At 39.0% G+C, this 21,197-nt stretch carries 24 protein-coding genes; 19 read left to right on the top strand and 5 right to left on the bottom strand.

The features are described 5' to 3' along the window. Positions 1–119: 119 nt before the first annotated feature. The 3 genes from ABMQ40_RS13475 to ABMQ40_RS13485 form a co-directional block, all read right to left on the bottom strand. On the bottom strand, positions 120–566 hold the full coding sequence (locus tag ABMQ40_RS13475; protein ID WP_370900462.1) for a VOC family protein: 447 nt from the start codon (positions 564–566) through the stop codon (positions 120–122). Between the two features lie 204 nt (positions 567–770). Beyond that, positions 771–1,061 (bottom strand): helix-turn-helix domain-containing protein, encoded by a 291-nt coding sequence (locus ABMQ40_RS13480; RefSeq protein WP_370900464.1) that lies wholly within the window; start codon positions 1,059–1,061, stop codon positions 771–773. 43 nt (positions 1,062–1,104) lie between these two features. Further along, complete coding sequence (locus ABMQ40_RS13485; protein ID WP_370900466.1) at positions 1,105–1,530, bottom strand: transposase; 426 nt, start codon at positions 1,528–1,530, stop codon at positions 1,105–1,107. Between the two features lie 525 nt (positions 1,531–2,055). Here ABMQ40_RS13485 and ABMQ40_RS13490 point away from each other — a divergent pair. The 8 genes from ABMQ40_RS13490 to ABMQ40_RS13525 all read left to right on the top strand — a co-directional run bounded on the left by ABMQ40_RS13490 (position 2,056) and on the right by ABMQ40_RS13525 (position 9,696). Then, the gene (locus ABMQ40_RS13490; protein ID WP_370900468.1) at positions 2,056–3,594 is read left to right on the top strand and encodes a SulP family inorganic anion transporter; all 1,539 of its coding nucleotides are present in this window, start codon (positions 2,056–2,058) and stop codon (positions 3,592–3,594) included. A 174-nt stretch (positions 3,595–3,768) separates the two neighbouring features. Further along, a complete protein-coding gene (locus ABMQ40_RS13495) occupies positions 3,769–4,437 on the top strand; it encodes an HAD family hydrolase (RefSeq protein WP_370900470.1) in 669 nt (222 codons plus the stop codon). 7 nt (positions 4,438–4,444) lie between these two features. Then, entirely contained in the window at positions 4,445–5,269 is an 825-nt protein-coding gene (locus ABMQ40_RS13500) for a phosphoribosyltransferase family protein (protein ID WP_370900472.1), read from the top strand. Then, positions 5,259–5,813 carry a TerD family protein gene (locus ABMQ40_RS13505; protein ID WP_370900474.1) on the top strand — a complete coding sequence of 185 codons (555 nt, stop codon included), beginning with the start codon at positions 5,259–5,261 and terminating at the stop codon, positions 5,811–5,813. Before ABMQ40_RS13500 ends, ABMQ40_RS13505 begins: the two co-directional genes overlap by 11 nt. Before the next feature lie 6 nt (positions 5,814–5,819). Beyond that, positions 5,820–6,905: a toxic anion resistance protein gene (locus tag ABMQ40_RS13510; protein ID WP_370900476.1), complete on the top strand. Its 1,086-nt coding sequence runs from the start codon at positions 5,820–5,822 to the stop codon at positions 6,903–6,905. 17 nt (positions 6,906–6,922) lie between these two features. Then, positions 6,923–7,870, top strand: a complete 948-nt coding sequence (locus ABMQ40_RS13515; protein WP_370900478.1) for a hypothetical protein — start codon at positions 6,923–6,925, stop codon at positions 7,868–7,870. Positions 7,871–7,937: 67 nt separating this feature from the next. Then, positions 7,938–8,546: a TerD family protein gene (locus tag ABMQ40_RS13520; protein WP_370900480.1), complete on the top strand. Its 609-nt coding sequence runs from the start codon at positions 7,938–7,940 to the stop codon at positions 8,544–8,546. Positions 8,547–8,646: 100 nt separating this feature from the next. Next, positions 8,647–9,696, top strand: a complete 1,050-nt coding sequence (locus ABMQ40_RS13525; RefSeq protein WP_370900482.1) for a TerC/Alx family metal homeostasis membrane protein — start codon at positions 8,647–8,649, stop codon at positions 9,694–9,696. 60 nt (positions 9,697–9,756) lie between these two features. On the opposite strand, the gene ABMQ40_RS13530 is transcribed toward ABMQ40_RS13525, so the two are convergent. Further along, entirely contained in the window at positions 9,757–10,755 is a 999-nt protein-coding gene (locus tag ABMQ40_RS13530; RefSeq protein WP_370900484.1) for a catalase family protein, read from the bottom strand. Positions 10,756–10,914: 159 nt separating this feature from the next. Between ABMQ40_RS13530 and bamJ the strand changes: the two genes are divergently transcribed. From bamJ to ABMQ40_RS13555, 5 genes are all read left to right on the top strand, one after another. Then, the gene (gene bamJ, locus ABMQ40_RS13535; RefSeq protein WP_370900486.1) at positions 10,915–11,349 is read left to right on the top strand and encodes a BamJ family beta-barrel-assembly machinery protein; all 435 of its coding nucleotides are present in this window, start codon (positions 10,915–10,917) and stop codon (positions 11,347–11,349) included. 85 nt (positions 11,350–11,434) lie between these two features. Further along, positions 11,435–12,385, top strand: a complete 951-nt coding sequence (locus tag ABMQ40_RS13540) for a hypothetical protein (RefSeq protein ID WP_370900488.1) — start codon at positions 11,435–11,437, stop codon at positions 12,383–12,385. A 61-nt stretch (positions 12,386–12,446) separates the two neighbouring features. After that, positions 12,447–12,857, top strand: coding sequence for an Rrf2 family transcriptional regulator (locus tag ABMQ40_RS13545; RefSeq protein WP_370900490.1), 411 nt, complete (start codon positions 12,447–12,449; stop codon positions 12,855–12,857). A 40-nt stretch (positions 12,858–12,897) separates the two neighbouring features. After that, complete coding sequence (locus ABMQ40_RS13550) at positions 12,898–13,566, top strand: NAD(P)-dependent oxidoreductase (RefSeq protein ID WP_370900546.1); 669 nt, start codon at positions 12,898–12,900, stop codon at positions 13,564–13,566. 17 nt (positions 13,567–13,583) lie between these two features. Continuing rightward, positions 13,584–14,762 carry a MoaF-related domain-containing protein gene (locus ABMQ40_RS13555; protein ID WP_370900492.1) on the top strand — a complete coding sequence of 393 codons (1,179 nt, stop codon included), beginning with the start codon at positions 13,584–13,586 and terminating at the stop codon, positions 14,760–14,762. A 37-nt stretch (positions 14,763–14,799) separates the two neighbouring features. On the opposite strand, the gene ABMQ40_RS13560 is transcribed toward ABMQ40_RS13555, so the two are convergent. Next, positions 14,800–15,804: a M23 family metallopeptidase gene (locus ABMQ40_RS13560; RefSeq protein ID WP_370900494.1), complete on the bottom strand. Its 1,005-nt coding sequence runs from the start codon at positions 15,802–15,804 to the stop codon at positions 14,800–14,802. A 229-nt stretch (positions 15,805–16,033) separates the two neighbouring features. Between ABMQ40_RS13560 and ABMQ40_RS13565 the strand changes: the two genes are divergently transcribed. From ABMQ40_RS13565 to ABMQ40_RS13590, 6 genes are all read left to right on the top strand, one after another. Then, positions 16,034–17,074: an NAD(P)H-dependent glycerol-3-phosphate dehydrogenase gene (locus ABMQ40_RS13565; RefSeq protein ID WP_370900548.1), complete on the top strand. Its 1,041-nt coding sequence runs from the start codon at positions 16,034–16,036 to the stop codon at positions 17,072–17,074. A 159-nt stretch (positions 17,075–17,233) separates the two neighbouring features. After that, a complete protein-coding gene (gene mqo, locus ABMQ40_RS13570; RefSeq protein WP_370900496.1) occupies positions 17,234–18,739 on the top strand; it encodes a malate dehydrogenase (quinone) in 1,506 nt (501 codons plus the stop codon). Positions 18,740–18,798: 59 nt separating this feature from the next. Then, positions 18,799–19,203, top strand: a complete 405-nt coding sequence (locus ABMQ40_RS13575) for a hypothetical protein (protein ID WP_370900498.1) — start codon at positions 18,799–18,801, stop codon at positions 19,201–19,203. Then, positions 19,203–20,066 carry an AadS family aminoglycoside 6-adenylyltransferase gene (locus tag ABMQ40_RS13580; RefSeq protein WP_370900500.1) on the top strand — a complete coding sequence of 288 codons (864 nt, stop codon included), beginning with the start codon at positions 19,203–19,205 and terminating at the stop codon, positions 20,064–20,066. The genes ABMQ40_RS13575 and ABMQ40_RS13580 overlap by 1 nt, the downstream gene beginning before the upstream one ends. An 11-nt stretch (positions 20,067–20,077) precedes the next feature. Beyond that, positions 20,078–20,695, top strand: coding sequence for a DUF1684 domain-containing protein (locus ABMQ40_RS13585; RefSeq protein ID WP_370900502.1), 618 nt, complete (start codon positions 20,078–20,080; stop codon positions 20,693–20,695). A 7-nt stretch (positions 20,696–20,702) separates the two neighbouring features. Beyond that, a complete protein-coding gene (locus ABMQ40_RS13590; RefSeq protein ID WP_370900504.1) occupies positions 20,703–21,176 on the top strand; it encodes a GNAT family N-acetyltransferase in 474 nt (157 codons plus the stop codon). The last annotated feature ends 21 nt before the right edge of the window (positions 21,177–21,197 follow it).

Raw genomic sequence — 21,197 nt, forward strand, 5'->3', positions numbered from 1 at the left:
AAAAGTAAATGATGGTCAATTATTTTTAAACTTCGCTTAACCCGAACTCAGGTTATATTTAGCATTAACGGAAATAAGGGGGATATTATTTCTTTTGTCTCGGTAGTATATTACAATGGTTATAGGTACTTCAGCCATTCCTCATAAGAGATCACTCCGAGCTCTGGTTTGCCGTTACCTTCGAGAATAGAAATAAACTCCAGTTGATTCCCGTCCGGATCATTAAAATAAATTGCCAAAGCAGGCATCCAGGCGAAAACCATGGGCTTATTTGTGCCGTCTTTCAAAAAGTTGTAAGGTTCCAGATTGCTTTTTTTCAGAAACTCAACGGAATAGTTCAGGATATCCTCCTTGTCGGCAGAGAAGGCGAAATGTCTGGTTTGCAAATCTTTTTTCTGTTCCCATAAGCCAAGCATGGATTCTTTATTTTTTCCGATCCATAAAAATGCTATCGGGCGGGTTTCATCCATATGGGCAAACTGTAATCCCAAAACCTCAGTATAAAATCTGATGGAATTTCCCAGGTCGCTTACCTGAACATGTGTTTCATATAGTCCTCTGATCATAGCTTAATTTTAATATAGCAAAGCTAGGAAACAATCTTCCGGGATTCCCGTACAGTTGATTCCTTTATTTAAAATAAAAGATAGAAATTTTTTATGAGCTCATTACAATGTTTGCAGGATAACTTCGTAGGTCTTTACCTGCAATAAAGAAAGCAGCCTGAATGGCTGCCTTCTACTCCTTGAAAAAATTACCTTATAAAAACTTTAGATTTCTTCTTCAAAAGTTTTCTTCCATTTAGATAGGGTAGTTCTGCTTATATTATATTTTCGTGACATATAGCTCGTTGAAAATCCATGCTTTTTCTGATATTTCAGCAGTTTCATCATGGTTCTCCTGTCATAGGTCTTCAGCTTCTGATTTATCTTCTGGCTTTCCCCGGACACTTTGAAGACCTTCTCATTGAAGCTCAGAATGTCTTCAGTGGTATTAAGGTTTTCCAGAAGCTTTTTAATTTTCGGTTCTTTTAATTTTTCCGGATTTTGCTGTTTCAGCATATCCTGAAAGATTTTCGCATAATTAGGCCGCATACATGAATTTTTATTCCGTTATTGTTATTTTTTGAAGCCAACGATGTAATGTGCTTTTAGGAATAGAGTATTCTTTGATGACATCATTTTGAGTCATTTCCCCGGACCGGATGCGTTTGATGATGAAGTCTTTGATTTCCTGGGTATAGATATTTTTTCTGAAATAAGGTATTTTCTCAGATTTCTGAGCAGTTTTGTTGACGGCAGAAGGAGGAGAATATAAAATAAGATGAGAGCTGTAAAGCCGGAAGAAATCATACTCCAGTAATTTACTCCATCTTAAAAGTAAGTCCGTATCTATTGATCTGCTGTTGTAAACCTTTTCAACGAACTTCTCATCTTTCTTAAGGAAATTACAGATTCTTTCCATTGTGATCCCCTGTTCGGCAACTCTTTCCCTGATGAATTGTCCTATGTGTATTTCTTTATATAACATTTTAATTTAAAACTAGTCTTTAAACTTAATGCATTAAAGAAACAGGATATATTGTAATTCAGGAAGCCGGATATTCCCGGATTCTATTGATCAAACATTATAGCGGTCTGAATCACTACAATTTTTATCAACATATTAAAATCGAATTTCGGTACAATCTATCATCAGGTGATAGCACCTGACTTATTTTATAGTTATTCAAACTTTTGATGATTCCTATGTCAGCAACCGTTTGATCATTCACCAGCTAAAACCATATAAATATATTGCCTGTCAAAGCCTTTTCATGCACTACTTTAACAAATGTATGCTGTTAATATCAGCATTTGCTTCAAAATTAATGAAAATAGAAATTAAACACAAAAAAATTATTAAAAATTATTACTATGAACTTATTTTGAATGAAAGATTAATACAATAAATGGATATGGGTGTGAAATATTTAATTTCAACCGGATGTGAATTTCCTGTACAGAATAAAACAATAATTGTACGAAAGCTTTTAAGTGTATACCTTTGTATCCGATGGGAAATAATACTGCATTATTCGATGTTTCGAAAAAAATAAACTTTAAAAATGAACTATTGGCCGGCCTTACGGTGGCAATGACCATGATTCCCGAATCACTTTCATTTGCAATTCTGGCCGGACTTTCACCATTAACCGGACTTTATGCGGCTTTTCTGATGGGGCTGGTCACTGCTGTTATGGGTGGCCGGCCAGGGATGGTCTCGGGGGGAGCAGGGGCCACAATAGTTGTTCTTATTGCCTTGATCAAATCCCATGGTATAGAATATCTCTTTGCAACGGTGATTCTGGCAGGGATCTTTCAGATATTGGTAGGGGTCTTTAAACTTGGGAAATTTGTCAGGCTGATTCCGCAACCTGTAATGTATGGCTTTTTAAATGGTCTGGCGGTTATTATTTTCATGGCTCAGATCGAACAGTTCAAAATTACAGATCATAATGGAGTGGTAAGCTGGCTTCACGGCACATCTCTATATATTATGGCAGGTCTCACAGCCCTTACCATAGCCATTGTATATTTCTTTCCTAAGATCACTAAAGTAGTCCCGGCCTCATTAGTAGCCATTCTGATCGTCTTTGCTGTAGTATTAGGGTTTGATATCAATACCAAAACTGTGGCAGACATTGCCTCTGTAAGCGGGCACTTGCCAGACTTTCATCTTCCGGCAGTCCCTTTTTCACTGGAGACATTGAAGATCATTTTCCCCTATGCCCTGATTATGGCCGGAGTGGGATTAATAGAATCTTTACTTACCCTTTCAATGGTAGATGAGATTATCAATTCTAAAGGAAGCGCAAACAGGGAGTCTGTTGCCCAGGGAATAGCCAATATTACCAATGGCTTCTTCGGAGGTATGGGCGGATGTGCCATGGTTGCCCAGACTCTGGTAAATATCAATGCAGGCTCGAGGGCGAGATTGTCAGGTATTATTGCATCAATTACCATTATGGTCATCATCCTCGTAGGGGCCCCGTTCATTGAGAAAATCCCTATGGCCGCTCTGGTAGGGGTAATGATGATGGTAGCCATAAGCACTTTCCAGTGGGTATCTATCCGGATTATCAATAAAATGCCGAAATCCGATATCTTTGTGGGGATCACGGTCGCTCTGATCACCATTATCCTCCATAACCTGGCTTTGGCGGTTTTGGTAGGCGTTATTATTTCGGCTTTGGTTTTTGCGTGGGACAACGCAAAAAGAATCCGGGCAAGGAAATATACTGATGAAGACGGAGTAAAGCATTATGAGATTTATGGCCCGTTGTTTTTCGGTTCCGTAACGGCGTTCACGGATAAGTTTGATCCTTTGAATGACCCGGATCAGGTGATTGTAGATTTCAGGGAAAGCCGTATTGTAGACATGAGTGCCATAGATGCTCTGGATAAGCTGTCCAAACGGTATAATGAACAAAATAAAAAACTATATCTGCGCCATCTGAGTGAAGATTGCAGAAAACTGCTTAAAAACGCAGAAACAATAGTGGATGTAAATATTCAGGAAGATCCTACCTATAAAGTAATGCCCGGAAAATAACTGGTTAGGGTACGGAAAACTTAATTAAATCTTAAAAAGTTATAAAAAAGTAGCGGTTAACTTTAAAAATTTTATCTTTGAAAAGAATTGATAAATTCAGCATTAAACTAATGATGAAAGCATGCGAATTGGAATCTTTTTCAAGAAAAGCTAAAAATTTTAACTTGTAATATTTTGAAAACAGATATCGACATCCACAATCACTCACATTTTTCCTTTGATCTATGGCTTACTCTAATCAAATCTCACCCTGAATTTAAAGCGAAAAGAGTTGAGCTGTTCACCTCATTTTTTGATGTTGACAAATCCATCGATGAAGTTGCCGGGACTGTAAAATACTATGATAATCTATGCAACCATATTAACGAGGTTACAGGAGGCAATATAGATACCTTTGAGATTTATTTATTGATTTTAGGCTCGTTGGGTGTTAATTTAGAAGATATTAACAGACAGAAGCTTAATGATTTTTATCTGAAAAGCGAAGAGCTGTTCCTGGAATACAGGCCGGTAATCATTTTTGAAAATATTCATGATTTTTTTGATGAAATTAAGAGCCGCGGAAAGACGATCAATATTCTGAGCAATACCGGCTTTATCAAAGGAAAAACCATGAGAAAGTTCCTTATTCAGGAAAACCTCGATCAATACATTGACTTCCATGTCTATTCGGATGAAATACGATGCTCCAAGCCTAATCCCGTTGCTTTTCAGGAAGTGAAAAACAACCTCAGGAACCAGGATTTGCAGCTGGACCAGGTCCTGCATATAGGGGATAATCCGGTGGCAGATTACAAAGGAGCAAGAGATTTTGGTTTCAACGCACACTTATTAAAACACTGAATATAATATGAGCAGGAGATACAGTTTACATCATATACATTCTATGGACGAATTTACGTTCTCGCCCACGGAATACAGCTATTTCAAATACGGAGACAAATCGTATGCTGAGAAGTTTGCAAGAGAATTATTCGGCGGATTCATTAAGGAGCATGAGGTGCTTTTGGATACCGGCCAGGAGATCGTGGTTTTGCCAAGCCCGTATATGGCCATTCCTACCGCTTCTAATTTCCTGTGTTTTTATTTCAAAAAGCACCTGGACTTTTATTTATTCCAGAAAAATAAAAGATCAAGTATCCTGTCTAAGATCAACCGGAACCATACCTATATCACAGATTACGGAAATCTCAATTTCGAAGACCGTAAAAATCTGATCGCCAACGATACTTATTATATTGATAAAGATTTTTTAAAAGGAAAACTTTGTATTTTTATAGATGATATAAAAATTACCGGAAGCCATGAGTACACGGTGAATAAAATTTTAAATCAATATGAGGTAAAAGCGGATTTCATCTTCCTGTATTATGCTGAACTGATGAATCTGGATATCGACCCCAAAATTGAAAACTTCTTCAATTATTACGCGGTAAAGAACGTTGAGCATATTGCGGAAGTAATGCTGAGACCCAGTTTTCAGTTCAATACAAGGATTGTAAAATATATTTTAGGGTTAGATTCAGGTAAATTTGAATATCTTTCGTCTAAAGTAAAAAAGGAACAGATGGATCACCTGCTGGAGCTGGCAATCAGTAACAACTACCATTTGATAAAAGAATATGAAAATAACATCAATACTTTAATACAAACTGAATTATATTATGGCTATTAACTTACAAAAAGGACAAAGAGAAAATATAAATGCCCCTAAATTTACAGTAGGTTTAGGGTGGGATATCAACAATACTTCTACGGGATCTTCATTTGATTTGGATGCATCCCTGTTCCTGCTGGGAGAAAATAAAAAACTTGTCTCAGACAATCATTTCATTTTTTACAATAACCTGGAATCTCCTGATAAAGCCGTAATTCATTCAGGAGACAACCTTACGGGAGACGGTGACGGTGATGATGAACAAATTAAAATCGATCTGACCAAGATAGATGCTGCCGTGAAGGAGATCATTGTAGTTGTTACAATCCATGAGGCAGAGTCTAGAAAACAAAATTTCGGGCAGGTAAGAAATTCTTTTATCAGAATTTTCAATACAGAAACCAATGAAGAGATCCTGAAATATGAACTGGATGAAGATTTTTCCATAGAAACGGCTGTAGAATTTGGAAGGATCTATAACAGAAACGGAGAATGGAAGTTTGAGGCTGTAGGAAGCGGGCAAAGAGAAGGTTTAGAGAAATTTGTATCAATGTATCAATAATTTATTATGGATATCCAACCAACACCCAATACTCCGGCTTTAGTTGACAGAGACGGAAACGTAAACCTCAGTCAGTTGCAGGGAGAAGAACGCCAGAAATATGAAGCCCTGGCCAATTCAATTGATGAAACCAATCCCGGATCTATTGTAAACTTCGGTGCTGATCTGCAAAAAACTCTGGCCAACCAGAGTGACAGTTTCTTAGGAAACGTAAGAAGATCAAATTCGGGAGAAGTGGGAGAGCTGATCAATAATCTATTGGTTGAGCTTAACTATGTAGACGTAGATGAACTGAACAGCAGCAATAAAGTAAAAGGATTCCTGAGCCGGCTGCCTTTTATGAAAAAGGTGATGACACAGGTGGAAAACCTTTTTGCAAAATATGATAAGATCATCAATAACATTGACCAGATCTCACATAAGGTAAATGCAGGAATCATTACCTCTACAAAAGATAATGCCGTATTGCAGACCATTTTCGACAGCAACGTAAACTCTATCAAACAGATTGAGGACCTCGTTATTGCAGGAAACTTGAGAATGCAGAAAGCAGAAGAGGAGCTTGCCGAAATGGAAGCAAATGCCCAGAACTATGCAGATTACCAAATTGCTGATAAAAGAGACTTTATTGCAAGATTAGACAGAAGAATGGCTGATCTTAAGGTGGTACGCCTCATTATGATGCAGTCTCTTCCCCAAATCAGACTGGTACAGAATAATAACGTCTCCATTGCCGAAAAAGCACAGACAATCCTTACCACAACATTACCGGTCTGGAAGAATCAGCTTTCTCTGGCAGTTGCCATGTACAGGCAGCAGCAGAATATCGAGATCCAGCAGAAGGTATCCTCCACAACAGAGGAAATCTTACGGAAAAATGCTGAAAGGCTCGGGCAAAATTCGAGAAACGTTGCAAAAGCCAATGAGCAAACCATCGTGTCTGCTGAAACATTGAGAGAAACAACCAATATGCTCATCAATACACTGAACGAGGTAAAACAGATTCAGAAGCAGGGTGCAGAAAACAGAAGGAAGCTGGATCAGGATTTACAGACACTGGAACATGAGCTGAAAGCCAATATCAGAGGTTAATAATACAGTAATAAAAGGTGGAGGATGAAGCTGTAACCATAATGTCCCAAAGCAAAAGAAGATTAACAAAGCTTAAACTTCTTTCCAACTTCTTTGAAAACGTTGACATCATATCGATTTATATTAGAACAGAGATTATACATAAGCTTTTCGAAGAAAATAAGACATTGGATTATAGCAAGCTGGAGCTCTTCCATCTTCAATACACAGACAGTTTGACGGAACTGCTGACCAAGATCAAAAAGAAAAAAGAAAATGATCTGTTGGCAGTAATTAATGAGATCAATATTAATAACCAATATATATCAGGCTTTGAAGAAAGAAAGGCAGATAGTTTTGAAACGGACAGGAAGATCTACAGCGGAATTTTTTCCCGACATCTGAAAAGTCTGTATAAAGATCTTACGGAAGACCAATTTTCCCTGGACTGGAACGACGTCCTGTATTTTCAAAAAAAATATGCGGCAGAGTTTTACAGGATGGAAGCTGATGAGACCAAACTTAAGCTCCCTCCTGTGCCGTCTTACCGGTACCAGGATTATTCCATAGAAAGAAAATTGCTGGGTAAGCTCAATATACAGAATTTTAAAGTACGTTTTGTGTGCGGATACCGGATCGGAAGGAACGAATATGAACTGTTTAAGATTTTTCAGACAGATGAATATTTTATATTTAATGTTGAAGAAAAAAGGATGTATTTAATTGATGATGAAAAATTGTCTTTTTTAAATACTTCCGAAAATGTATCCGACCAGATTTCAATCATTGATCAGCTTAAAAAAAGGAATGAAGAGCTGGAAGAAAACATCCATGAGAAAAAACGGACTTTGCCGGATGATGTGGGTACGGTTTTAAAAGACTATCTCCGGAATCTGGAAAATATTGATATCATGAGTAAGATATTTGATGTAAATGAAGAAACGAATATCCTGCGTGCCATGCTGAATTTAAACTTGAATAATTAAAAAAAACAAAGCCGGAAAAGGATGGTTTTGTTTGATGAAAATAATAATAACAACTAAACATACAAAAATGGCTATTAACTTACAAAAAGGTCAAAGAATCAACCTCACGAAAGAAAATGGAGCAGTCCTTACCCAGGCCTGCGTAGGAATAAACTGGGGCGCAATTGAAAAGAAAAGCTTTTTTGGCACCAAAAAAGAAGCTGTAGACTTGGACGGAAGCTGTATCTTATATGATTCCAATAAAAATGCTACCGAAGTTATTTATTTCGGGAACCTTAAGTCTAAAAATGGTTCCGTAAGACATAGTGGGGATGACCTGACAGGTGATGTGAATGGAGATGACGGTCTGGACAATGAGGTGATCACAGTGGATTTCAGCAGCCTGGAACCAAATGTAGATTATGTGGCCATGGTTCTGAACAGCTACCGAGGACAGGATTTTGGAACAATCCCCTTTGCGTCTATCCGTATTTACGAAGGTACTCCTACCAATGTGAAAGAGGTTTTTGCCAGATATGATATTGCTAATGATAAATCTTTCAGTGGTCATGTCTCTATGGTGATGGGCGTTTTCTACAAGAGAAACGGCGAATGGAAGTTCAATGCTATCGGAGATCCTACGGCAGACAGGAAGCTGCAGGAGACCATTGAAACAGTGAAGCAAAAATATTTGTAAACTGGCCTATTGACCGGCTTATCCTGAGAATTAATTAAAATCAGCAATAATTGTACTTGTACAGCTATTGCTTTTATCTTATAATAATAACACAATTAAAGTGGACAAACATCAAAGTATTTTAGAACTTCACCCGGGGCTTGTCTGGGGATTTGCGATAACAGTGATTATCATGCTGCTTCTGGATTTGGGAGTTTTCAATAAAAAAAGCCATGAGGTCTCCTCTAAGGAAGCCACAATCTGGTCTATTGTATGGATTTCTCTATCCATGGTTTTCTCTGGTGTGGTGTATTGGGTCTTCAATACAGACGGAAGCCCTGCCAGTCATGCACTGGCCGTGGAAAAGTTTACACAATATCAGGCTGCTTACTGGATCGAAAAGGCCTTGTCTGTAGATAATCTGTTCGTATTCATTCTGGTTTTCAGCTTCTTTAAGGTTCCCAGACATCTTCACCATAAAGTATTGTTTTGGGGGATCATAGGAGCCCTTATATTCAGGGCAATATTCATATTCGCAGGGATCGGGATCATCAATCTGACCTATCTGCCTGAGATGAATATTTTCGGATCACCGGTTAAAATCAATGTAGTGATGACTCTTTTCGGGCTCTTCCTGGTTTATGCGGGAATAAAATCCTGGGGAGAAGGGGACGATGATGATGACGAAGATTTCAGCAATTCTGCGGGGGCAAGGCTGATAAAGAGCTTTTGGAAAGTTTCTCCCAATTATGACGGAGACAAGTTCTTTACCATTCAGAATGGCGTTAAAATGGCAACACCGCTTTTAATGGTAGTTGGGGTCATTGAATTTACGGATGTTCTTTTTGCGGTAGATTCCATTCCTGCGATCTTTGCTATTTCAAATGATCCATTCATCCTGTATACATCGAACATCTTTGCCATCCTCGGGCTCAGATCCCTGTATTTCCTGCTGGCGAATTTTATTTATATGTTCAGCAAACTACCTTACGGGCTTGCCATTATCCTCTCATTTATCGGGATCAAGATGCTGATTGCACCGTGGATCCATATTCCATCCCCGATATCATTGGGAATTGTTGGGGGAGTATTGGTGATCTCGGTACTCTTATCAATTATGTTTCCGGATAAAAAGGACACTGACAAAAAAGAAGAACTAGAAGACAATTAAGATAATATAAGGCTGCCCAAAGGCAGCCTTATTATTTAAAATTTGTTTCAAAAAAATATCCTATTTATATTTCCAAAGCGTATTGATCTTTAGCCGAGTCTGTAAAGACACCTTATAAGCTTCATCACGCAGCTTCTGGATCTTACCTACAGGCTGGAAAAAAGGCCTGCTTTCAAAAGGATTGAAAGAAAGCTGTTCATTGTCACACCCATGAGGCTCAAGAAGAGATCCTTTGGCAATTTTTAATTCTCCGATTTTTATAAAAGGAGAACGCCTCCATTCCACATTAAGCTTGTTAATGGGTTGGTCTTTGAGATTATAGCAGATCTGAATCAATACGTCAGCCACAAAATCATTAGTTTTAAAATAGCTTTCGATGGCTTCTTTAACGCTGACATTTCTTCCGAAATTTTTATCAAAGATTTTTGGGACCAGCCTTATCTTGATCATATTTTCCCCCAAACGGTAGGCTCCCACGGAATGGTAATCAAAAGACAGAATGAAATCTTTTCTTTTAGCTGTCAGCTTTGTGATATTCTTTAAAAAAGATATCGTAAAGAGATATGGAACCGCTTTCAGCATTTGTGCCATTACCGAAAACAAGCTCCATTTTTTAAGGAAAGACCGGTTGATTGAGGTGAATAATTTCAGGAAAGTACTCACCGAATTAATAGGGAATAGCGGAAAGTTGACCAAAGGATAATTGGCAAGGGTATCCCCGCTTTCGTCTTTTATCTTGACCGCAAAGCCATAAGCCGGGATATCTTTTACCGTATTTTTTATTTTCAAATGAGCGTTGGAGAATCTGATGATAAGATCATAGCTTTCTCTGTCAAAAAATTGCTGTAAGTCCTCCGGAATGTCCCGGGCGATGATGAACTGCCCCTTGGCTATGGCATAGGTTTTTGCATGGGCGTTTCTGGTGGCGTAGTTTACATCACTTATTGCAGGAGATTGCTCCACAAAATCAGCAATACTTCTTTTGTTGATTTCAAGGAGTTCTTTTTCCTTTTCTGTCAACTTATCAAACTTCTTATTATATTTTAATGGATTTGGCATTAGTTTTTAAATCCAATTATAGAGCCAACTTTCGAGATTTACGTTAAAATAATATTAAACTTGTTTGAATTTTAATTTAGCGAAAAGTGGCATGGTACGCCGGAACTTATCAGATTGGATACTTCCGTTTACAACACTTATCTTTGTGAAAAAATAATTATGGGAGTAGCAGATTTATTATTCAGACGCAAAAAAGAACAGGCAGAGAAAAACCTGAACGAAGGAAAAGCGTTCATGGAAGAGAACGGTAAGAAACAAGGTGTGATCACATTACCCAGTGGCCTGCAATATGAAATTCTTACAGAAGGGAGTGGTGAAAAGCCCAAAGTGACCGATACAGTGAAATGCCATTATCATGGTACAACCATTAAGGGAGACGTTTTTGACAGTTCAGTAAACAGGGGTGTTCCGGCTTCTTTTCCCCTGAACAGGGTCATCCAGGGATGGACGGAAGCGCTCCAGCTCATGCCGGTCGGCAGCAAGTGGAAATTGGTAATTCCCCCTCACCTGGCCTATGGCGAACAGCAGATCAGTAAAGAAATCGGTCCAAACAGTACACTGATCTTTGAGGTGGAACTATTGGGTATCATCTGATCCCTTGTGAAATATCTGAAAAATTTATCCGGAAACGGGTAAATTTTTTATTTGTATTAAATTAGTACTGGAAAATTATTGATGAATGAAAAAAATATTTTATTTCCTTATCGCTTCATGTCTCTTCATGTCTTGTGTTTCAAGAAAAAACCAGGCCATCAAACAAAACATTCTTACACTTAAAGACAGCTATTGCAAAGCCCCTTTCAAATATAATTATAATGAAAGGCTGCCCTCTTATAATTCAGATTCCATTTTATTGGCCAACCAAAGCCTGAGAGGGATATTTTCTGATCAGAGTATATTGATTCTAAATGCTTTGGGAAATCTGGATGAGGTGCGGCAGATAATAGAATACAAAAAAGACTCTTCAGTATCCTCACAGCTGAAAGTATTACAGCTCAAAAGTAAAATCAACAGTAAAATAACCATTGCCCTTACCGAATTGGATGCTGTAGCTGCAGAATTTGACTGTGAAGGAGAAAGAGTGGCCCAGATCGGGAACTATGTGGATAACCTTAATGACTCAAGGAATAATAAGCTTATTCTGTATTCCATTGTTGCGGGGGCGGCGGCTTCCATTGCCGGAGGAATTGTAAAAGACGAAGGATGGAGTAATGCGATAGATATCAGTGGGGGAGCCTTGGGAGCAGGCTTGGGACTGGCTACCCTTAACCCAAAAGGAAAAAAAGTGGAATTTATCCATCAGAGAAATCTTTTGCGCGATATCTGGCGTGAAAAACTGGAAGCCCCGAATTTTCCACCATTTGTATGGTATATGTACACTGAAAAGAAATTTTCCGCTAAAGAAGACAATTCCATTATCCAGGGAATCAAAAAAAGGTGGCTGCACTTCCAGTTCGATAACAATAAGGAAGCGGCTGATAAATCCATAATTTTTAGTGACGGAGGATATTACCATGCCGATGATCTGCATAACAGGGCTGCCATGCTGAATCAGATGCAATCGGCAACACGCACGATTAATCAGAGTATCAATTATCTTCTCCTGGATCTGGATAAACTGATCTTGTAAAAAATAAATGTAATAAAATTTGTTACATTTAAAAAAAGTCTTATCTTTGTATCAGATTACAATGAACAATACAAGATTTGCTACGGCAATACATATTATGACATTATTAGCGAGAAATCCGCAGGAATGGCTGACTTCTGAATGGATTTCCGGAAGTATCAATATCAACCCCGTGATTGTCCGTAGGGAGGTCAGAGTATTAAAAGCAGCGGGATTGATCGTAAGCCGGCAAGGAAAGGAAGGAGGAAGCCAGCTCGCAAAAAAGCCGGAACAGATTAATATTGCCGATATATATATTGCAGTAAAGAATACGGAGGCTTTAGGAAAGAAAAATCAAAACCCTAATCCCGATTGTAGCGTAGGGAAAGAAATCAACCTTCATCTGGAAAGACTATTCGGAGAAACAGATCAGTTAATAAAAGATTTTCTTGGAAACAGGTCGCTGAAATCGTTCAGTGATCAGTTTGGGTAAATTTTTTTAAATATAAATATAACATAATTTATTACAATTAATTCAAAAAAACATTCTTATGAAAAAAGTAGCAGTAATCGGTGCAACAGGATTTGTAGGCTCTCACGTAGTAAAGGAGCTGGAAGACAGAGGATACCAGGTAGAAGCCATTGCAAGAGATGCCTCTAAAGTTCAGCAAAATGCAAATTTAACAGCAAAAAGCATTGATATAAACAATGTAGATGAGCTGGCAGAAAGCTTAAAAGGGAACGATGCCGTAATCAGTGCATACAACGCGGGCTGGACAAACCCTAATCTTTATAATGATTTCCTTACAGGATCAGAAAACATTGAAAAAGCGGTTGAGAAATCCGGTGTAAAGAGATTTATTACCGTTGGGGGTGCGGGAAGCCTTTATATTGACGGAAAACAGCTTGTAGACTCTCCTGACTTTCCTGAAGCATATAAAGCAGGAGCCACAGCAGCAAGAGATTACCTGAATAAAATTCGGGAAAATAAAACTTTGGACTGGACACTCTTCAGCCCGGCCATTGAAATGAATCAGACAACAGCGGGAACCAGGACGGGGAAATACAGAACTTCATTGGAAACACCTGTTTTTGATGAAAACGGAAGAAGCATTCTGTCTGTAGAAGATGTAGCTGTGGCTTTGGTAGATGAATTAGAACAGAATAACCACATTCGTGAGCGTTTTACTGCGGCATATTAATCTAAAAATAAAAATAAATGATGATAACAAAAAAATTATTACAGATTATGACCGTTTTAGGATTTACAGGGATTTTATTGGCCGGAAACTTAAAAATAAAAGTTTTCAATCCGGGTGCAAAAGCAATTTTCCCGATTACGTCAACAATTATTTATGGTGAAAAAGATGCAATGCTTGTGGATGCACAATTTCAGAAGCAATATGCTCAAGCGCTTGTACAAGAAATAAAAGCAACCGGTAAAAATTTGAAAACAGTTTTTATTTCCAACAGCGATCCCGATTTTTATTTCGGATTGGATGAGATTAAAAAAGCTTTTCCTAATGTAAAGATCATATCAACAGCTCAAACGGCATACCTGATCTCAGCTTCTAAAGACGATAAGCTGGCAGTATGGAAGCCTCAGTTAAAAGATGATGCCCCTTCAGAAATTATCATTCCGGAAGCAGTCAATACAATTCCTGACCTGGAAGGAAATAAAATAGAAATCAAGCAAAATCCTGATGATCCTGCACACAGCTTTCTTTGGATTCCATCCTTAAAAACAGTTTTAGGAGGAATTTCGGTTTCGGTAGACTCCCACATCTGGCTGGCAGATACTCAGAATAAGGAAGCAATCAATAAATGGATCGGACAGATTGATGCCATGAAATCTCTGAATCCGCAACAGGTAATACCTTCACATTTTATAAAATCAGATTTTTCTCCAAAATCATTAGATTTCGTTAAAGGTTATCTTGAAAACTATAAAAAGGCAGTTTCCGAATATAAAACTTCTGATGAAATCATAGCTTTTATGATTAATAAATATCCTGATCTACCCGGAAAGAGCGCGTTGGAAATGGGTGTAAAAGTATTCTTAGGAGAGATGAACCGGGATTTAAAGTCGCCATACCCGGCAATCGGAAGAAAAGTTGAGGTAGATTTTGGCGGAACTAAATTTGTTCTGGATTTTAAAGATAATAAAACAATGTCCTTTGTAGGAACCGAAGGAAGTTTTAAAGGTATCACAGATACCGTTCAGTACACTGCTGTGGAAGTGGCTAAAAATGTTTTCATGGTTTACTGGCATGAACCGAAGTATGGAAGTAATGTAACCCATGTTCAGGATTATAACAAAAATATAGTTTATACCAATATTGCAGGAACCGACGGATCATTCACACATCTCAAAGGAAAGCTCAGTATTGTAAAATAAAAAAAGCCCCGGCTGTCGAAGACAGCCGGGGCTTTTTTTATAGGCTCATAAACAACTTCGGATTCACCGGAGTGTTGTTTCTGTGAACTTCATAATGAAGGTGTGGGCCCGTAGAACGCCCGGAATTTCCGGATTTGGCAATAACCTGTCCCACTTTTACCTTATCGTTTACCTTAGCAATAAGCTCAGACAGGTGGCCGTAAAGAGTAGCCAGACCGTTGCCATGTGAAACAATTACACAATTTCCGTATCCTCCCTTTTGGCCGGAAAAAATCACAGTCCCGGCAGCTGCAGCCCTTACATCAGAACCGTAAGGAACCGCAATATCCAATCCTTTATGGAACTGCATCTGGTCTGGTTCCGCAGGAGGATTATTCTTTTCGGCAGGGATTGTTTTAGAGACTGTATTGCCGGCAACAGCCTTTGCAGAACCGGCGGAAGGATTAGGAGCTTTTGGCGTTACCATTACTTTTACCTCTCTTTTATTCCCATAACTGTCCGTCACTTCAATGATCTTCTCAACAGGTTCTGCTTTTACTTCAGGTGCAGCAGCAGGAGCCTTGGATTCGGCAGCAGTATTTTTTACCGAAGCATACGTGGTCTTAAAAGGGATAGGATTCTTTCTGATCCCGAAATTCGATGAGATATATCCGTCTGTAGGCATTCCCAATGGAACCTGCATCAGTTTATTCTGCAAATCCATCAGATATTGGCTGTATCTGTTGGCCTGCTTCGCCAGATAAACCGAATTTGAAATACTATCTTCGCTCAGAGCCATCAGCTTCACATTCGGAATATTTTTAGACTTCAGGAAAGAATTAAGCTGTGCTACCGTCTGATCTACCAGGCTGAGATCCGTTTTCATTTTTAAATAATCTACACTGTCTTTCTCCGTATTTATCTTTACAAGGTTTACTTCATACTGTTTATGATCCCTTTCGGAAAACAGTTTGGCAATGAAAATACCCTGTATAAAAACTATCAGCGAAAGACCACCGATGAGAATATTTACATTCTTTTTACTGCTTAGAAATTTCTTCATTTTTTCTCTTAGTATAGTAATATTGGGGATAGTTCTTAAGCCTGCAAATTTAATTAAAATAAACTTTATGAGTTTTTTTTAACAAAACTTTAGTAATTGCTGTATTTAACGGATAATTAAATATTTAATTGTGTTGAAGTGTTAATTTTTTTAAAAAATGACTGAGATCATTACTTTAAAAAGTACTGCTAAATCATTGTTTTATATATTTGCAGTTCATATTTCAATTATGGCCAAAAAGAAAACGATTTCAGAATCTTCGAATCCGAAAAAGAATAAAAAGGATATTGCTGTAGGGGTGGTAGGAAGCGGAAGTTTTGCAACCGCCATTGTAAAAATGCTTGTTGAAAACTGCAAAATAGTACACTGGTGCGTTAGGAATGAGTTTGTGAAAGGAGCCATAGAGCTTCGGGGCCATAACCCCACGTACCTTACCGCTGTAAACTTCAACCTTAAACACCTGAAACTGACTACGGATATTAACGAGCTTGTTTCCGCCTGTGATGTGATAGTACTTGCAACACCATCCATTTATCTTTCCGATACTTTGGATAAGATGAATTGCGACTATAAAGACAAAATTTTCGTATCAGCCATTAAAGGGATCATTCCTAAAGTGAATGATGTGGTTGCCCATTACCTGAGAGATGAGTTTAAAATAGGCTTCAGGCACCAGGCTGTTATTGCCGGGCCGTGCCATGCGGAAGAAGTGGCTATGGAAAGACTTTCTTATCTTACCATTGCAACCGTAGAAGATGAGGTTTCTGAAAAACTGGAGGCAGTTTTCAGTTCAGACTTCATTAAAGTACATTCCAGTAAAGATATTCTGGGAAATGAATACAGTGCGATCCTTAAAAATATCTTTGCGATCGGTGCCGGAATTGCGAGTGGTCTGGGATACGGAGACAATTTTACGGCTGTCTTTGTTTCCAATGCCATACGCGAAATGGAAACGTTCCTGGAAGCTATTTACGAAGCGCCCAGGGATGTGAATGAAAGCGCTTATTTGGGAGACCTGCTGGTAACAGCTTATTCCCTGTTCTCAAGAAACAGGAATCTGGGGAACCTCATTGGTAAAGGCTATACCGTAAGATCCGCAATCCAGTCCATGAACATGGTAGCAGAAGGATATTATGCTGCAGACTCCATTTATAAAACAGCCAGGCAAAAAGACCTTAAACTTCCGATAATAGACACCATCTACGGAATTTTGTATGAAGGGAAAAACGCGGAAAAACAATTCAGGAAGCTTACAACAAAATTGAATTAGGAAAATATCGATATGATCCGGAAGACATCAGTATAACCTGCTGATGTTTTTTTGGTCCCGGCCTTGATTTTCCATCTAAAATTAACATGTTAAAAAACCTAAAAAAGGCTCTTATTTTCAGAACTTTTCCCGAAATTTGGTTTAATTAAATCTGAAACTATGTCACAATCGCTTATAAGCAGAACGCCGAAACCTAAATATGATGTGGTGTTGATAGGTGGCGGAATCATGAGTGCCACCCTGGCCACATTATTACATGAATTTGATCCCGATCTTGATATTGCTATTTTTGAAAGGCTGGGAAGATTCGCCAAAGAAAGTACGGCAGCCTGGAATAATGCAGGAACAGGACATTCGGCTTTTTGTGAGCTTAATTATACCCCGGAAAAACCCGACGGAACCATTGATATTTCTAAAGCGGAAAGCATTGCGGAGCAATTTGAAATTTCAAAACAGTTCTGGTCTTACCTTGTGGATAAAGGATATATCCAGAACCCTAAAGATTTTATCAATTCCTGTCCCCATATGAGTCTGGTATTTGGAGAGAAAGATGTTGAATACCTGAGAAAACGACATAAAAAAATGACGGAATCCGTTTTGTTCTCCAGAATGGAATTTTCAACAGATCATGAAAAGCTTAAAGAATGGATACCTCTGGTGATGAGCAAGAGAAACAAATCCGAAATAATGGCTGCCACTAAGATGGACCTGGGAACCGACGTGAATTTCGGGACACTTACCCGGAAAATGGGAAGGCATCTCCTGGAAGACTCCAACGTTGAAGTTTTCTTATACCACGAAGTAAAAGATATTGACCCAAGAGAAGACGGAAAATGGGAAATGAAGGTGAAGGACAGGATCCATAACCATAAGCAGGAAGTGGTTGCCGATTTTGTATTCATCGGAGCGGGAGGCTATGCCCTTCCTTTGCTGGAAAGTTCCGATATTAAAGAAAGTGAAGGCTACGGAGGCTTTCCGGTTTCAGGGCAGTGGCTGGTGAGCCATAACCAGGAGCTGGTGGAAAAACACCATGCAAAAGTCTATACCCAGGCTACTGTAGATGCGCCCCCTATGTCTGTACCGCATTTGGATCTCAGAATTATCGATGGTAAAAAAGCCCTTCTTTTCGGTCCGTTTGCCGGATTTTCTACCAAATTCCTGAAAGAAGGAAGCTATCTTGATCTTCCTGAAAGTATCAATACCAAAAACATAAGATCACTGTTCGGTGCCTGGTGGCACAATATTCCCTTAACCAAATATCTGATCCAGCAGGTTGCCATGAATAAGGCCCAAAGGATGCAGCATTTAAGGGAATTTATCAAAGATGCCAAAGAAGAGGACTGGGAGCTGAAAGTTGCGGGGCAGAGAGTCCAGATCATTAAAAAAGATGAAAAAGAAGGAGGAAAGCTGGAATTCGGGACTGAGGTCGTGGTCAACAAAAAAGGAACGATCGCTTCATTGCTGGGAGCTTCTCCCGGAGCATCCACCGCAGTGTATGCCATGCTGAACGTTCTTGAGAAATGTTTCCCTGAAAAGCTTCACGGCGAATGGAAAGAGAAGCTGTTGGAAATGGTTCCTTCCTATGGCCAGAAGCTTGCCGGAAACCCCGAGCTTACAGAAAAAATGAGAAATTATACAAAAGAGAAACTGGAATTAGAATATTAAAACCGAACGGTGGATAGCCAGATGAGATAAGATCCGGCTGTTCACTACTGACCTCCACCATGCCAGAAACAATAGAAAAGCCGGTTATCGCAAAAGAACTCCTCGAAGCTCTTCAGACAATGACGGAGGAAGAGAAACAGGTGATTGTACATTGCTGCTTTCCTGCATCCCCCTTTTTAGGAAACCTGATCAGGATCTGGCATTCAACCTATCTCTTTGACAACGGGTCAGGTCACAGAAGTAAATTGATACATGCCGAAAATATAAGTGTTTTTCCGTATTGGACCCCTGTTCCTTTTATGCAGGACTTCTGGTTTACATTGATATTCTCAGGTCTTCCGAAGGATTGCAAAAGTTTTGATCTAAAGGAAGTGATCCCCGAAGAGGGCGGTTTCTATGTATCATCTATCAAAAGAAACTCTACGGACGTTTACCGGGTAAAACTATCAGAATCCTATGAATAATGAAAGCAAGGAAAGAAAAACTGGAACAGATTATCCATTGGGCGGAACGTAATCCCGATATCCGTGCTATATTGCTGACCAGCTCGCTGGTGAATCCCTACGCGCCAGTAGATGATTTCAGTGATCTCGATATAGAGCTTGTGTTCAAAAGCAGAAATGCTTATGAGACCCATAATGATTGGATCCGTATTTTTGGAGAACCGATAGCTATGATCGAAGAAGACGATAGCGTTTTCAATGGAAAACACGCCATGAAGATGGTACTGTACAAAGATCATGTAAAAGTTGATTTTAAGCTTTACCAGTCTTCCCAATTTGTTGAAGAAGCCCGGGAAGAGTCTCTGCCGGAAGATTGGGATGTAGGTTATAGCGTTCTGGTCGATAAAGATGGTCTGACAAAGGATCTGAAACCGCCTACTTACCAGTCTGTCATGATTACCAGACCTACAGAACAAAAATTCAGGCAACTGATCAATGATTTCTGGTGGGATACGACTTATGTGGCGAAATGTCTTAAACGCGGAGATATTTTTTATGTCAAATTCATGTCAGAGAACATTATAAGAACGGATTATGTGGTGCCTTTGGTTGAATGGTATATTGCAGACTCTTACGGTTGGAAGAACATAACTGCCAATAAGCATGGAAGGCTTTTTAAAAAATACCTGCCCGAGGATTTGTGGAGAAAAATTGAAACTACTTTTTCGGGAAGTGATATTGAGGAGAACTGGAGTGCATTGTTTGCCTGTGCTGATCTGGTAAACGAATTAGGAACTGTCTTGGCAGGGAAACTTGATTTTCCTTACCCCGTTAAACTTGAATATGATGTCAGGAACTATCTCCGTGAGGTAAAAACTAAATAAATGAGAATCTTATGAAAAAATACATCATTATCTTTTTGATTTTTCCATTATGGGCCTTTGCCCAGAAAATGGTTTCAAAGGAGATCAGGGAGGTTAAGAAATTTCAGGAAAGCCTCAATGCCGAATACCTGGACCCTAAAACCACTCCTCTACGCGGAGACCACTTTAAACACTTTAAAGGACATCCTTTTTTTCCTTTCAACACAAAATACAGGGTCGTGGCAAAGATAACAAAAGCCGAAGATCCACAGCCATTTGAAATTCCAACCTCATCAGGAAAAACGAAAACCTACCGGGAATACGGAAAGGCCACTTTTGAACTGGACGGGAAAACTTACCGGTTGACTTTATACCAAAGTCTGGATCTCATCAGACAGAAAAAATATAAAAACTACTTGTTTCTGCCTTTCCGTGATGCTACTAACGGCAAAGAAACTTACGGGGGAGGAAGGTATATGGACCTTACGATTTCCAAAGAAGATACCATGATTCTGGATTTCAACAAATCTTATCAGCCTTATTGCGCATACAATGCTCATGACTATAATTGTCCCGTTGTACCGGAGGAGAACAGATTGCCGGTAGAGATCCGGGCCGGGGTAATGTATGACGATATCTATCACAATTAAAAATTTTATGGTAAACTTGAAGTTTTTCAGGAAGGAAGATCTTCCGGAAGTCAGCTATACTTTAGACAAGGATCAGGCACAATATACCTATACTGCTGACCAGGCGTTGAAAAGAATTAAGGAACGGAATGACCTGCAGGCCTTTCCGGTGACTATTTTTCAGGATGATCGTCCGGCAGGGTTCTTTGTGCTGGATTTCGGAGAGGACAAATTTGACCTTACGGATAATCAGAATGCTGTTCTCTTGCGGTCTTTATCTGTGAATCCTGATCTGCAGGGAAAAGGCGTAGGAAAGTCTGCAATGCTGAAAATTGATGATTTCATAAGGGAAAATTTTAAAGACTGTGATGAGATCGTCCTTGCTGTCAATCATAACAATATGGCTGCCTATGATCTTTACATTAAAACAGGATACAAATACGAAGGCAGGTCAAGGATGGGCAGAAATGGCCCCCAATACCTGATGTATAAAAAACTTTAAGAAATTTTATTCCAAAATTTT

It is taken from the genome of Chryseobacterium gossypii (assembly GCF_041361455.1).
Classification (GTDB): Bacteria; Bacteroidota; Bacteroidia; order Flavobacteriales; family Weeksellaceae; genus Chryseobacterium; species Chryseobacterium gossypii.